Below are 13,102 nucleotides of genomic sequence, written 5' to 3'. Positions count from 1 at the left end.
GCTCGGGAGGCCCGCCATGGGCGATCGGACCTGGCCGCACCTGCTCACCGCGCTGCTGCGGGGGGAGGAACTCGGCACCGCCGACACGGCCTGGGCGATGGGCGAGATCATGTCCGGCTCGGCGGCCCCCGCCCAGATCGCCGGCTTCGCCGTGGCGTTGCGCGCCAAGGGCGAGACCCCGGCCGAGCTGAGCGGGCTGGTCGAGGCGATGCTCGGCCGGGCCGTCCCGGTGGAGCTGCCCGAGGAGGTGCGCGCGAGCGCCCTGGACGTGGTCGGCACCGGCGGGGACCTCGCCCACACGGTGAACATCTCCACGATGACCGCGCTGGTGGTCGCCGGCGCCGGGGTACGCGTCGTCAAGCACGGCAACCGGGCGGCCTCCTCCTCCTGCGGCACCGCCGACCTGCTGGAGTTCCTCGGTGTGCCGCTGGACCTCGGCCCCGAGGGCGTGGCCCGGTGCGTCGCCGAGGCCGGCATCGGGTTCTGTTTCGCCGCCCGGTTCCACCCCGGCATGCGCCACGCCGGCCCGGTACGGCGGGAACTGGGCGTGCCGACCGCGTTCAACTTCCTCGGCCCGCTGACCAATCCGGCGCGCCCCCGCTCCGGTGCCGTCGGTTGTTTCGACGCGACGATGGCACCGGTGATGGCGGCCGTCTTCGCCGCCCGGGGCGACTCGGTGCTGGTGATGCGCGGTGAGGACGGGCTGGACGAGTTCACCACCGCGGCGCCCACCCGGCTCTGGATCGCCCAGGGCGGCGCCGTCAGAGAGGCCCTGGTGGACGCGACCGACCTCGGGGTACCCCGGTCCACCATCGCCGACCTGCGCGGCGGGGACGCGTCCTACAACGCCGACGTGGCCCACCGCCTGTTCGCCGGCGAGCGGGGGCCGGTGCGCGACGCCGTCCTGGTCAACGCCGCGGCGGCGCTGGCCACCCAGGGCCCGCTCGACGGGGACCTGACCGACGCGCTCGGTGCCGGTCTGGGCCGGGCCGCCGAGTCGATCGACTCCGGCGCCGCCGCCCGCACCCTGGCGAGATGGATCGAGGTCGCCCGCACCGCCGCCTGACTCCGCCGCGGCCACGGGTGGACACCACACGGATCCTGGTGCGAGAGCCTTCCCCGAGCGGGTCGGCTCGCACCAGGATCCGTCAAGCGGGGTCGCGGATCAGTGCTCGGCGGTGCGCCGGGTGCCGGTGTAGTACTCGAACAGCAGGCCGCAGGCGGCCAGGATCACCAGCAACATGCCGAGGCCAAGCAGCCAGAACTGCCAGAACACCAACCCCAGGCCGGCGACCGCGGCGGCCAGCGCCAGGCCGAACGGCCAGTAGCTGCCCGGGCTGAAGAAGCCGATCTCGCCCGCGCCGTCGGCGATCTCGGCGTCCGGCCGGTCCTCGGGGCGCAGGTCGATCCGGCGGGACACGAACCAGAAGAAGCCACCGCACATCGTGCAGAGCAGGAAGGACAGCAGCAGCGCCACGGTGCCGATCCACTCGACGCGGCCATCCGACTCGGCCCAGGTCCAGCCGCCGTACAGGACGGTCGCGAAGAGCAGGAACCCGGCGATGACCAGGAAGATACGCCACTCGGTCTTCATGCCGGTTGCCTCAGCTTCCCGCGCCGGCCGGAGCAGTGTCCGGGTTGAAGTTGCTCTCCGTACGCCGCGTCTCCAACGGCTTCGTGGTCACCGCGAAGGGCTCCTCGCCGATCGCGGTCAGCGCGTCCTGGGTGGAGGCGCCGTCCTGCTTGGCCGCGAGGAACCGGTCGAAGTCCTCCGGCGAGACCACCCGCAGCTCGAAGTTCATGAAGGCGTGGTAGCTGCCGCACAGCTCGGCGCAGCGGCCCACGTACGCCCCCTCGGTCTCCAGGCTGGAGACCTCGAAGACGTTACGGATGATGCCGGGCATGACGTCCCGCTTGAACAGCATCTCCGGCACCCAGAACGAGTGGATGACGTCCCGGCTGGTCTCCTCGAACCGGATGGACCGGTCGGTCGGCAGCACCAGGATCGGGATGACCTCACTGGTGCCCAGCACCGACGCGACGGTGTCCGCCTCGGTCCCCTGGCCGTCGCGGTAGTTGAACTGCCAGTTCCACTTGAAGGCGACGACCTCGACGGTCACGTCGGGGTTGTTGGTGGTCTTGATCACGTCGGTCTGCACGACGGCCGTGTAGTAGAAGAGCACGGAGACGATCAGCACCGGCGCGATGGTGTAGAGGAACTCCATCGGCAGGTTGTAGCGGGTCTGCACCGGCAGGTCGTTGCCGCGCTTGCGGTAGCGCACGATGCACCAGAAGATCAGGCCCCAGACGAGGACGCCGACCGCGAGGGCCGCGATGCACGATGCGATCCACAGGTCGTACATCCGCCGGGACTCGGGGGTGATGCCGCCCTGGGGCCAGCCGAAACCGCCGAACGCCGCGCCGACGTCACAGCCCGTGAGCAGGATCAGCAGCGCCGCCCCACCGAATCCGAGCCCGGCGAGACGCCCGGCGCGACGCCCCCGCCGCACACCGGCTCCTGGGGATGCGCTGCGCCGCACGGCCGTCGGCCGTACCTCCGAACTCCTTGCGACCACCTGGTCCTGCCTCCCTAGCGCGCCGCGGTGTCTTCCTCGAGCTGACCGGCTCCGCCGAGCGGAACCGCCACACCGGCGGCAAAGGCGTCACCGACGGTCGCAGATTACTCGACCATGACGGGCTGGACCCGGTTGGGGTCGTCGTCCCACCCGACCGGGGATCTTGTCCCGACCGAGGCGATAGCGTGGGCAGACGTGATTCCTTCCCCGGTCTACCTGGACGCGGCCACCGCCGCGCCGCTGCATCCGGTCGCCCGGCAGGCCCTGCTGGCCGCGCTCGACGACGGCTGGACCGACCCGGACCGGCTCTACGCGCCGGCGCGGCGGGCTCGCCAGTTGCTCGACGCCGCCCGCGAGGCCACGGCGGAAGCCCTCGGCGTACGTCCCGACGAACTGTCCTTCACCCCCGGCGGCACCAGCGCGGCGCACACCGCCGTGCTCGGTGGTCTGCTCGGGCGCCAGCGGACCGGCCCGGTGCTGGTGCACTCGGCGATCGAACACTCCGCCGTGCTGCACGCCGCCGAGCAGCACGTCGCCCGCGCCGGCACGGCCGTCGAGGTGCCGGTCGACCGTTTCGGCCGGCTGGACCTGGACGGCTGGTCGAGGGCCGTGGCCGGTCCGGGAGTGGCCCTGGCGGCCCTGATCGCGGCCAGCCACGAGGTGGGCACCGTCCAACCGGTCGAGGGCGCGGCGGCGGCCTGCGCCGACTCGGGGGTGCCGCTGTACGTCGACGCCGCCCAGGCGGTGGGCCGGATGCCGGTGCCGGCGGGCTGGTCGGTGTTGAGCGCGAGCGCCCGCAAGTGGGGCGGTCCACCCGGCGTCGGCCTGCTCGTGGTCCGCAAGGGCACCCGCTGGGAGTCGCCCTGGCCGGCCGACGAGCACGAGTCGGGGCGTACGCCCGGCGCGGTGAACCTGCCGGCGGTGGTGGCGGCGGCGGCGAGCCTGCGCGCGGTGACCGCCGACGCGGCGGCGCAGGCGGCCCGGCTGTCCCCGCTGGTGGACCGGATCCGGGCCCGGGTGGCGGCCGAGGTGCCGGACGTGGAGGTGGTGGGTGACCCCGAGCGCCGGCTGCCGCACCTGGTGACCTTCTCCTGCCTGTACGTCGACGGCGAGGCGCTGCTGCACGCGCTGGACCGGCGGGGCTTCGCCGTCTCGTCGGGCTCCTCGTGCACCTCGTCCACCCTGCGCCCGTCGCACGTGCTGGAGGCGATGGGGGTGCTGTCGCACGGCAACGTGCGGGTCTCGCTGCACGCCGGTAATACCGAGGCCGACGTGGAACGCTTCCTCGCCGAGCTGCCGGAAATCGTCGCCGACCTGCGGGAACAGGCGGGGGTGGCGGGGCTGTGACGATCCCCGACCCGACCGGCGGTGGCAACGCGCCCGGCCACCGGCCCGACGAGGTGCTCGACTGCCTCGGCCAGCGCTGCCCGCTGCCGGTGATCGCCCTGGCCCGCCGGCTACCCGAGCTGCCGGTGGGCGCGGTGATCCGGGTGCTGGCCGACGACCCGGCCGCGGCGGTCGACATCCCGGCCTGGTGCCGGATGCGCAGCCAGGAGTTCCTCGGCGCCGCACCCGGCCCCGCCTACGACGTCCGCCGAACCCACTGACCCCACCCCCGGTCAGGGCAGCAGGTGAGGGCGGACCTCGTCGGCGGCCTGGTCGCCGTAGGACTCGGCGAGCCGCTTGACGAACAGATCCCGGCGCACCTGGTACTCCTGGGTGCCGACGGTCTCCAGCACCAGCGCGGCGAGCAGCGAGCCGACCTGCGCGGCCCGCTCCAACCCGACGCCCCAGGACAGCGCGGTGAAGAAGCCCGCCCGGAAGCCGTCGCCGACACCGGTGGGGTCGACCGCCCGGGCCTCCCGGGCGATCGGCACGTGGATCGGGTCGATGTCCCGCCCGGCGATCTCCACCCCGTGCTTGCCCAGCGTGGTCACCCGGATCCGGACCAGGTCCAGCAGCTGGCCGTCGCTCAGCCCGGCCTTGCTCTGCAGCAGCGACTTCTCGTAGTCGTTGGTCATCAGGTACTCGGCGCCGTCGATCAGCGCCACCACGTCCTCGCCGGCCATCCGGGCGAGCTGCTGCGACGGGTCGGCGGCGAAGGCGTAGCCCCGCTCCCGGCACTCGGCGGAGTGGCGCAGCATCGCCTCCGGGTCGTTCGCGCCGACCACGACCAGGTCCAGCCCGTCGAGGCGCTGCGCCACGGGGTGCAGCTCGATGTTGCGCGCCTCGCTCATCGCGCCGGCGTAGAACGAGGCGATCTGGCACATGTCGGTGTCGGTGGTGCAGACGAAACGGGCGGTGTGCGCCACCTCGCTCACGTGCACCGAGTCGCAGTCCACCCCGTGCCGCTCCAGCCAGGAGCGGTAGTCCGCGAAGTCGGCACCGACCGCGCCGAGCAGCACCGGGCGCAGGCCGAGTTGCCCCATGCCGAACGCGATGTTGGCCGCCACCCCGCCGCGGCGCAGCACCAGGTCGTCCACCAGGAAGGAGAGTGACACCTTGTGCAGCTGATCCGCGATGAGCTGGTCGGCGAACCGGCCCGGGAAGCTCATCAGGTGGTCGGTGGCGATCGAGCCGGTCACGGCGATCTTCATGGCAACCCTCGGGTTCGGCAGCGGGGCGCGGTCAGCGTACCGGCCCGGTGCCACCGCGGCACCGGCCGGCTCGATCTCGCCGCCCCCTCGACGGCGCGGCGCAGACACGAACGGCGGGACGGCCGTGGGCCGTCCCGCCGTCGTGGAGACCGACCGACTCAGCTGAAGGAGTCGCCGCAGGCGCAGGAGCTGCCCGCGTTGGGGTTGTCGATGGTGAAGCCCTGTGCGTCGATCCGGTCGGCGAAGTCGATGCTGGCGCCGGCCAGGTAGGGGGCGCTCATCCGGTCGACGACGACCTCGACGCCGTCGTAGTCGGTGACGACGTCACCGTCGAGCGAACGCTCGTCGAAGAAGAGCTGGTACCGCAGGCCGGAACAGCCACCCGGCTGCACGGCGATCCGGAGCCGCAGGTCGTCTCGGCCCTCCTGCTCGATCAGGGCCTTGACCTTCTGCGCCGCGACGTCGGTGAGGACGACGGACGTGGGGGCCTTGGCCTCGGTCGACTCGGTCTGCGCTGGCGTGGTCACGTGGAATTCTCCCTGCGCGCGTTCGGTGTGGTCTCCCCTGGCCAACGTCAGCCGCCGGTCGGCGATTCCCACAGTGGTCCAGTTTCCGATTGTAGGCCGCCCACGACCCGGGCACCCGGCGGCGTGACCAGCAACTCCGCCGACCCGGGGGTCAGCGGCTCCACTGCCGGGCCAGGCGGGCCCCGAGCGCCCGCAGTCCCTCTGCCGGGCGGTCCAGCGCGGCGGCCAGGCCGCCGCGCTCCTCGCCGCCGAAGTGCTCCACCAGGCTGTACGCGTCGGTCACCCCGACCGACGCCGCCTCCCGCCGCCCGGTGCTGACCTGGCCGGCGAGTACCACGCAGGGTACGCCCCGGTCGCGGGCCGCGCCGGCCACTCCGGCGACGACCTTGCCACGCAGCGACTGATGGTCGAACCTACCCTCCCCGGTGACCACCAGATCGACCTCGTCGAGCACGGTGTGCAGCCCGACGGCCCGGCTGACCAGCCCGATCCCCGACTCGCACCGGCCACCGAGTGCCAGCAGCGCGGCACCGACACCGCCGGCCGCGCCGCCACCGGGCAGCGCGCCCAGGCTGCTCGGGCAGCCGGGCAGGTCGCGCTCCAGCACCTCGGCCCAGCGTTGCAGCGCGGCGTCGAGCAGCAGCACGTCGCCGCGGTCGGCGCCCTTCTGCGGCCCGAAGACGTTGCTCGCCCCGTGCAGCCCCAGCAGCGGGTTGTCGACGTCGGTGGCGGCGATCAGCCGGGCCTCGCGCAGCCGGGGCACGCCGTCGAGCGCCGCCACGGCGGCCAGTGCCGCGCCGCCGTACGGCAGGGCCGAACCGGCGCCGTCCAGCGGGACCGCGCCCAGCGCGGTGAGCAGGCCCGCGCCGCCGTCGTTGGTCGCCGAACCGCCCAGCCCGACCACCACGGTGCGGGCACCGGCCTCGGTCGCCGCGGCGATCAGCAGGCCGAGCCCGTACGACGTGGTGACCTTCGGGTCGCACTCGGCGGCGGCGAGCAGGTGCAGCCCGCACCCCTGCGCGCTCTCCAGCCACGCGGTCGCGCCGCCGTCGGTGAGCAGCATCTCACCGGCGGCCGGCCGGCCCAGCGGGTCGACCGTCGGCACCGGCACCCGCCGGCCGGGGAGCGCCTCGGCCAGCACGTCGAGGAAACCCGGTCCCCCGTCGGCCAGCGGCCTGACCAGCAGGTCGTCGCCGGGGGCAACCTCCCGCCAGCCGTCGGCCACGGCGGCGGCGACCTGGGGGGCGGGCAGCGTGCCGGCGAACTTGTCCGGGCAGAGCAGTACGCGCATGCCTGGCAGTGTGGCAGCCCACACCGGCGGGGGCGGCGCGGCGGTCGCGCTGTGGAACCATGGAGGGCGTGACGTCCACCTGGATTGAGCCCTCCAACACCGCCACCGCGCTGCTGCTCCTCGGTCGCGGCAGCGACCCCGCCACCGAACGTGGCGTGGAGTGTCCGGGTGATCTGCCGGCACCGAGCGATCCCGACCTGGTGGCCCGCGCGGCGGCGGCCAAGGCCGCACTGGGCGGGAAGGTCTTCGTGCTGGGCCACCACTACCAGCGCGACGAGGTGATCCAGTTCGCCGACGTGACCGGCGACTCGTTCAAACTGGCCCGTGAGGCCGCCGCCCGGCCCAGCGCGGAGTACATCGTCTTCTGCGGCGTGCACTTCATGGCCGAGAGCGCCGACATCCTCACCTCCGGCGCCCAGCGGGTGATCCTGCCGGACCTGGCGGCCGGCTGTTCGATGGCGGACATGGCGGCGCTGCCGCAGGTCGAGAAGGCCTGGGAGGTGCTCGGCGAGCTGGGTGCCGCCGAGCGGACCGTGCCGGTGACCTACATGAACTCCTCGGCCGACATCAAGGGCTTCGTCGGGCGCAACGGCGGCGTGGTGTGCACCTCGTCGAACGCGAAGCGGGCCCTGGAGTGGGCATATCAGCAGGGTGAGAAGGTCCTCTTCCTGCCCGACCAGCACCTGGGCCGCAACACGGCGGTGCTGGAGATGGGCTTCTCGCTGGACGACTGCGTGCTCTACGACCCGCACAAGCCCGGCGGCGGGCTGACCCCGGAGCAGCTGCGCGACGCCCGGATGATCCTCTGGCGCGGGCACTGCTCGGTGCACGGCCGGTTCACCCTCGACAGCGTCGACGACGTGCGGGAGCGGGTGCCGGGCGTGAACGTGCTGGTGCACCCGGAGTGCCGACACGAGGTGGTCAACGCCGCCGACCTCGTCGGGTCGACCGAGTACATCATCAAGACGATCGAGGCCGCGCCGGCCGGCTCCGCCTGGGCGGTCGGCACCGAGCTGAATCTGGTCCGCCGGCTCGCGCTGGCCAACCCCGACAAGCAGATCACGTTCCTCGACCGGGCGGTCTGCTACTGCTCGACGATGAACCGGATCGACCTTCCGCACCTGGTATGGGCGCTGGAGGAGCTGGTCGCCGGCCGGGTGGTCAACCAGATCACGGTCGACGTCGGCACCGCGCACCACGCCCGGGTGGCGTTGGACCAGATGCTCGCGTTGCCCGCCGCCTGACCCCGATCGGGCGATCACCCTCGGTGATTCCCTTGGTACAAAAAAGTGCCGGATCACCGATAAATGCCCTCCGCGGCGGAGTAACCGGATCCATTCTCATCACGGAGGGCTATGCTGCCGGGCGACGACACACGCGGGCGCGGGCGTTTGGCCGCTACCGCGCCCCGGGTAGCGACCGGTGGTGTCCCCACATCGAAACGGCAGCACGCACGCGCTGGAGGTTGCGTTGACCGACGACGTCCTGGTCGTACACGGAGGCACCCCGCTGCAAGGGCGGATCCGCGTGCGCGGCGCCAAGAACCTGGTCTCCAAGGCGATGGTCGCCGCGCTGCTCGGCGACAGCCCGAGCCGCCTGTTCGACGTACCGAGGATCCGTGACGTCGAGGTGGTCCGGGGCCTGCTCGGGCTGCACGGCGTCAAGGTCACCGACGGCGACGAGGACGGCGAGCTGGTCTTCGACCCGGCGAACGTGGAGAGCGCGAGCACCGACCAGATCAACGTGCACGCCGGCTCCAGCCGGATCCCGATCCTGTTCTGCGGGCCGCTGCTGCACCGTCTCGGGCACGCCTTCATCCCAGACCTGGGCGGCTGCCACATCGGGCCGCGACCGATCGACTTCCACCTGCAGGCGCTGCGCGAGTTCGGCGCCACGGTCGACAAGACGCCCGAGGGCCTGCACCTGTCCGCGCCGAACGGCCTGCACGGCACCAAGTTCGCGCTGCCCTACCCGAGCGTGGGCGCGACCGAGCAGGTGCTGCTCACCGCCGTGATGGCCGAGGGCGTCACCGAGCTGCGCAACGCCGCGGTGGAGCCGGAGATCATCGACCTGATCTGCATCCTGCAGAAGATGGGTGCGATCATCAAGGTGCACACCGACCGGGTGATCGAGATCCACGGCGTGCCGAAGCTGCACGGCTACACCCACCGGCCGATCCCGGACCGGATCGAGGCGGCGAGCTGGGCCGCGGCGGCGCTGGCCACCCGCGGTCACGTCGAGGTGCTCGGCGCCGAGCAGGCCGACATGATGACCTTCCTCAACGTCTTCCGTTCGGTGGGCGGCGAGTACGAGGTGACCGACACCCGGCCGCCGCGGCTGGGGCACCCGGGCCAGGAAGGTGGCATCCGCTTCTGGCACCCCGGCGGCGAGTTGCAGGCCACGGCGCTGGAGACCGACGTGCACCCGGGCTTCATGACCGACTGGCAGCAGCCGCTGGTGGTGGCGCTGACCCAGGCGCGCGGCCTGTCCATCGTCCACGAGACGGTCTACGAGCAGCGGTTGGGCTACACCGAGGCGCTCAACACGATGGGTGCGAACATCCAGGTCTACCGGGACTGCCTGGGCGGCACCCCGTGCCGCTTCGGCCGCCGCAACTTCAAGCACTCGGCGGTGATCGCCGGGCCGAGCAAGCTGCACGCCGCCGAGCTGGTCATTCCCGACCTGCGGGCCGGCTTCAGCCACCTGATCGCCGCGCTGGCCGCCGAGGGCACCTCCCGGGTTTACGGCGTCGACCTGATCAACCGGGGCTACGAGGACTTCGAGGCGAAACTCGCCGACCTCGGTGCGCACGTCGAGCGACCGTAGTCCCCGCTCCGTCCGCTCGCCGACGTCGGGTGCACCCGCGATGTGCACCCGACGCGCAACGTTGGCTACCCTTGCCGCGTGCCGTCGCTGTTTCGCCGCAAGTCCGCCGACCTCGCCGATCCCGCCACCGAGCCGCTGACCCCGGCGGAGGAGGAGGCGGCCCGGCCCCGTGGCTACACCCCGAGCAAGGGGCGGGAAACGCCCAAGCGACCCGCCGTCGGCCGCCGTCCGGCCGGCGCGACGGCGCCGCTGAGCAAGGAGGAGGCGAAGGCGGTACGCCGGCAGCGGCGGGCCGAGGCTGCCGCGGAGTTCCGGCGGGAGGGTGGTCCCCGTGACCGGGGACCTGAGCGGTTGCTGGCGCGCAACGTGGTCGACTCCCGGCGTACCGTCGGCACCTGGTTCTTCGGTGGGGCGCTGGTGGTGCTGATCGGCTCGAACCAGGCGATGCCGCCGGCGATCCGGCTCGCCTCCAACCTGCTCTGGGCCGCGCTGGCCGTGGGCGTGGTGATCGACTCGGTGCTCATCTCGCGCAGGATCAAGAAGTTGGTCGGCGCCCGCTTCCCGAACTCCACCCAGCGGATGGGGTCGCTCTACCTCTACGCCATCATGCGGTCGATCACCTTCCGCAAGCTGCGTACCCCGGCACCCCAGGTCGGCCTCGGCGATCCGGTCTGACCCGGGCCCCGACACAGACGCACAGCCCGCAGCAGCGGGCCGTGCCGCGGGCCCGAGGACGACCGGGCGGAACTGGATCGGGGGTTGCCCGGTTACCCGGCGGAGTCGCCGACCGGCCTCCGACGGTGGGTGCGGTATCGTCGGAAATCCGATTCCACCAAAGACCTAAATGTCCGGATCAAAGGGATAATGTTTGGGTCGACGAGGGTGCCACAGTGGCGGTGACCGAGCCCGCGCCGCTACCCTCCATGCGCAGCCATTCGGTGCCCGGACGAGCGACTTTGCCGGCTTCCGGGGTGCCCAGCGCGACCATTTCCGACGAGGTGACATCGCCGTGAGCGAGCGGACGCGAGCCGACAACCGGGGCGCGACCGTGAGCGAGTGGACGCCGGCCGGGGGCCCTGCCACGGGCCCGGCCCGCGGGTGCCGGTTCCTCGGATCCGCCGGGCCGATCCGGGCCCCTCGTGCCGCGGCCGGCGCCGCCTACCGGCGGTCGCCCGGCCGCAGTGACAGGTCCGGCGGATGAGTCGCGGCTACGCCGACCGGTGGCACGATCCCGCCGAACCGTCCTGGGTCGCCGAGCCGACCACGGAGTGGCAGCCGCAGTTCCCGGGCCAGCGCTACCCGGGCGACATCGGCATCGACCACCAGCCCCCACCGGCGCGGCGTCGGGCGAGCGCCGTCGGGCGGGCGGAGGTGCCGCCACTCGCGCCGACCCGGCCCGACGGCACCTACGTCGGCCGGTCCTGGGACGAAGAGCCGGACGACCGGCCGGGCCGGCACGGGCTTGCCGACCCGCGACACGCCGACGGCCCCAACGGCGCCCGGCCCCACGACCGGCCGGAGTACCCCGGCTCGCCGCCGGAACATCCGCGGGCGGACGAGCGGCGGCCACAGCACGGCGGCCACAGCCGGGGACGCGAAGGCGTCACCTGGTCCGATTTCGGGCCCCAGGGGATGGGCCCGGCATCCCGCCGCGACCAGCGCGAGCCTGACCGGTATCCCGACCGGCCCGAGCAGCGCACGCCGGACCGGCGCGACCCGCGGGCTCCGGACCGGCGCGACCCGCGCACTGCGGAGCGGTACGCCCGGCGCGACCCCGACCGCTCCCCCTGGCGCGATCCCGACCAGCACGAACACGACCAGCGCGACCCCGACCGCTACGCCCGGCGCGACCCCGACCAGCGCGACCCCGACCGCTATGCCCGGCGCGACCCGGAACGACGCGACCCCGACCGACGCGACCAGCGCGACCCCGACCCGTACGCCCGGCGGCCACGCCGTTCCGAACCGACCGACCGCGAGGCGTATCGCCGCGGCGCGCCGGTGTCCCCGGCCGCTCGGGCGGAGCCCGGTTTCCGCCGGAGGCGGACGGGAGCCACGGCGACCCGCCGCCGCACAGCGATCGGCCGAGGGGACCGATCACCGGCCGCCGGACGACGCCGCCCGGCGGCCCCGCTACCAGTGGAGCCACCATCCCGGCCAGCCGGCGCACCACGAAGGCCCGATGGTGGACGGTTACCGGGAAAGGTCCGGTGTCGGGGATCCGGACGGCGCCCCGTACCCCGACGGCTACCTGGACGACGAGCCGGCACGCGGAACGCCCGACGAGGACGCCCGCCACGGCTGGTCGCCGGAGCGGGGTCGCCCCGGGCCGCCGCCACCGGATCAGCCGGTGTCCGCCCCGCCCCGCGACGACCTGCCCTGGCCCGCGCCCGGACCGCTGCGCCCGAGCAGCGGGAGGGACCACCGCGAATACCAGCGTCCGGTCACCCCGCAGCGGGATGCCGACCGGCCACCGCGCGACGACCGGCGGCCGACCGGCGCGCCGGACGTGCCCGACCGGGAACGGTTCGTCGACCAGCCGGCCGCCCAGTTGCCCGGCCGCGAGCGGCCCGTCTCGCCCGCACCCGGCCACGACCCACCCCGACGTCACCTGTCGGTGGTTCCCGACCAACCGTTCCCACCCGCCCCCGAGCACGACCGGCCCGTCTCGCCGGCCGCCGGGCGGGCCCGACCCGTCTCCCCGCCCCGGAGCACCGGCAACCCGACGCCGACCAACCACCGCGGGGCCGCCCGGCCGCCACGACGGCCTGGGACCGCTCCGACGCCCGGGCGCCGGGCCCGGACCGCCGGGCGACCGCGCGCCCCGGCCGGGACGGCACCGACCTCCCCGAGCAGCACCAGAGCCGGCCCGCCGCCTCGGGGGCGGATCCGACCGGGGACGCGGTACGGCCGGCCCCGCTCCACCAGCACGAGGTCCGCCCGGCCCCGTTGCACGAGCACCAGGTCCGTCCGGCACCCCTGCACGACCAACCGGTCGTGGTCCCACCCCGCCGGCACCGCCACCCGCCGCACCGCCGGTCGCCGCACCGCCGCCCGCCGCCGGGCCACCCGCCGCACTGCCGGTCTCCGCGCCACCCAGCCACCGGCCGGTCTCCGCGCCACCCGCCCGGCCGCCCGTCTCCGCACCGGCAACCCCGGCTCGGGTTCCCGGGCCGCCGGTCCCGTCCGCGCGCCCCGCCGCCGACCCGTCACCGGTCGGCCCGCCACCGGCACCGTCTCGCGGCCGGACGGGCAGCGAGCCTGACGTACGGGTGGACAGCCCGG

13 protein-coding genes are annotated in these 13,102 nt (G+C 73.9%); 7 read left to right on the top strand and 6 right to left on the bottom strand.

Annotation, left to right across the window (positions count from 1 at the left end; translation table 11 throughout):
- Window positions 1-16 precede the first annotated feature (16 nt).
- Window positions 17-1,066, top strand: a complete 1,050-nt coding sequence (gene trpD, locus KIF24_RS08015) for an anthranilate phosphoribosyltransferase (RefSeq protein WP_221083495.1) — start codon at window positions 17-19, stop codon at window positions 1,064-1,066.
- 99 nt (window positions 1,067-1,165) lie between these two features.
- On the opposite strand, the gene KIF24_RS08010 is transcribed toward trpD, so the two are convergent.
- Together KIF24_RS08010 and ctaC are read right to left on the bottom strand one after the other, a co-directional pair.
- Window positions 1,166-1,594 carry a cytochrome c oxidase subunit 4 gene (locus tag KIF24_RS08010; RefSeq protein ID WP_221083494.1) on the bottom strand — a complete coding sequence of 143 codons (429 nt, stop codon included), beginning with the start codon at window positions 1,592-1,594 and terminating at the stop codon, window positions 1,166-1,168.
- A gap of 10 nt (window positions 1,595-1,604) precedes the next feature.
- Entirely contained in the window at window positions 1,605-2,576 is a 972-nt protein-coding gene (gene ctaC / locus KIF24_RS08005) for an aa3-type cytochrome oxidase subunit II (protein WP_221083493.1), read from the bottom strand.
- A gap of 195 nt (window positions 2,577-2,771) precedes the next feature.
- On the opposite strand from ctaC, the gene KIF24_RS08000 reads away from it, so the two are divergent.
- Both KIF24_RS08000 and KIF24_RS07995 read left to right on the top strand, forming a co-directional pair.
- Window positions 2,772-3,923: a cysteine desulfurase family protein gene (locus tag KIF24_RS08000; RefSeq protein WP_221083492.1), complete on the top strand. Its 1,152-nt coding sequence runs from the start codon at window positions 2,772-2,774 to the stop codon at window positions 3,921-3,923.
- Between the two features lie 2 nt (window positions 3,924-3,925).
- Window positions 3,926-4,183: a sulfurtransferase TusA family protein gene (locus tag KIF24_RS07995; protein WP_221087244.1), complete on the top strand. Its 258-nt coding sequence runs from the start codon at window positions 3,926-3,928 to the stop codon at window positions 4,181-4,183.
- 12 nt (window positions 4,184-4,195) lie between these two features.
- Here KIF24_RS07995 and KIF24_RS07990 read toward each other — a convergent pair whose 3' ends face one another.
- The 3 genes from KIF24_RS07990 to KIF24_RS07980 form a co-directional block, all read right to left on the bottom strand.
- A complete protein-coding gene (locus KIF24_RS07990; protein WP_221083491.1) occupies window positions 4,196-5,173 on the bottom strand; it encodes a carbohydrate kinase family protein in 978 nt (325 codons plus the stop codon).
- A gap of 158 nt (window positions 5,174-5,331) precedes the next feature.
- Complete coding sequence (gene erpA / locus KIF24_RS07985; protein ID WP_221083490.1) at window positions 5,332-5,700, bottom strand: iron-sulfur cluster insertion protein ErpA; 369 nt, start codon at window positions 5,698-5,700, stop codon at window positions 5,332-5,334.
- 151 nt (window positions 5,701-5,851) lie between these two features.
- Window positions 5,852-6,991: a glycerate kinase family protein gene (locus KIF24_RS07980; protein ID WP_221083489.1), complete on the bottom strand. Its 1,140-nt coding sequence runs from the start codon at window positions 6,989-6,991 to the stop codon at window positions 5,852-5,854.
- A gap of 68 nt (window positions 6,992-7,059) precedes the next feature.
- On the opposite strand from KIF24_RS07980, the gene nadA reads away from it, so the two are divergent.
- The 3 genes from nadA to KIF24_RS07965 all read left to right on the top strand — a co-directional run bounded on the left by nadA (window position 7,060) and on the right by KIF24_RS07965 (window position 10,492).
- Entirely contained in the window at window positions 7,060-8,235 is a 1,176-nt protein-coding gene (gene nadA, locus KIF24_RS07975) for a quinolinate synthase NadA (RefSeq protein WP_221083488.1), read from the top strand.
- 226 nt (window positions 8,236-8,461) lie between these two features.
- Entirely contained in the window at window positions 8,462-9,817 is a 1,356-nt protein-coding gene (gene murA, locus KIF24_RS07970; protein WP_221087243.1) for a UDP-N-acetylglucosamine 1-carboxyvinyltransferase, read from the top strand.
- Window positions 9,818-9,895: 78 nt separating this feature from the next.
- Entirely contained in the window at window positions 9,896-10,492 is a 597-nt protein-coding gene (locus KIF24_RS07965; protein ID WP_221083487.1) for a DUF3043 domain-containing protein, read from the top strand.
- 483 nt (window positions 10,493-10,975) lie between these two features.
- Here the strand turns inward: KIF24_RS07965 and KIF24_RS07960 are convergent, their stop codons facing one another.
- Complete coding sequence (locus KIF24_RS07960) at window positions 10,976-11,401, bottom strand: hypothetical protein (RefSeq protein ID WP_221083486.1); 426 nt, start codon at window positions 11,399-11,401, stop codon at window positions 10,976-10,978.
- 598 nt (window positions 11,402-11,999) lie between these two features.
- Between KIF24_RS07960 and KIF24_RS07955 the strand changes: the two genes are divergently transcribed.
- Window positions 12,000-13,082, top strand: a complete 1,083-nt coding sequence (locus tag KIF24_RS07955) for a hypothetical protein (protein ID WP_221083485.1) — start codon at window positions 12,000-12,002, stop codon at window positions 13,080-13,082.
- The last annotated feature ends 20 nt before the right edge of the window (window positions 13,083-13,102 follow it).

Source organism: Micromonospora tarapacensis, assembly GCF_019697375.1.
Lineage (GTDB): Bacteria > Actinomycetota > Actinomycetes > Mycobacteriales > Micromonosporaceae > Micromonospora > Micromonospora tarapacensis.
The sequence above is the reverse complement of the archived record's forward strand: the minus strand, read 5'-3'. Positions and strand labels throughout refer to the sequence as shown.

What these genes read in the sequence shown, in the direction of transcription:
- trpD (WP_221083495.1), top strand. Translation starts at nt 17, where the DNA reads ATGGGCGATCGGACCTGGCCGCACCTGCTCACCGCGCTGCTGCGGGGG.
- KIF24_RS08010 (WP_221083494.1), bottom strand. Translation starts at nt 1,594, where the DNA reads ATGAAGACCGAGTGGCGTATCTTCCTGGTCATCGCCGGGTTCCTGCTC.
- KIF24_RS07990 (WP_221083491.1), bottom strand. Translation starts at nt 5,173, where the DNA reads ATGAAGATCGCCGTGACCGGCTCGATCGCCACCGACCACCTGATGAGC.
- KIF24_RS07980 (WP_221083489.1), bottom strand. Translation starts at nt 6,991, where the DNA reads ATGCGCGTACTGCTCTGCCCGGACAAGTTCGCCGGCACGCTGCCCGCC.
- KIF24_RS07955 (WP_221083485.1), top strand. Translation starts at nt 12,000, where the DNA reads ATGGTGGACGGTTACCGGGAAAGGTCCGGTGTCGGGGATCCGGACGGC.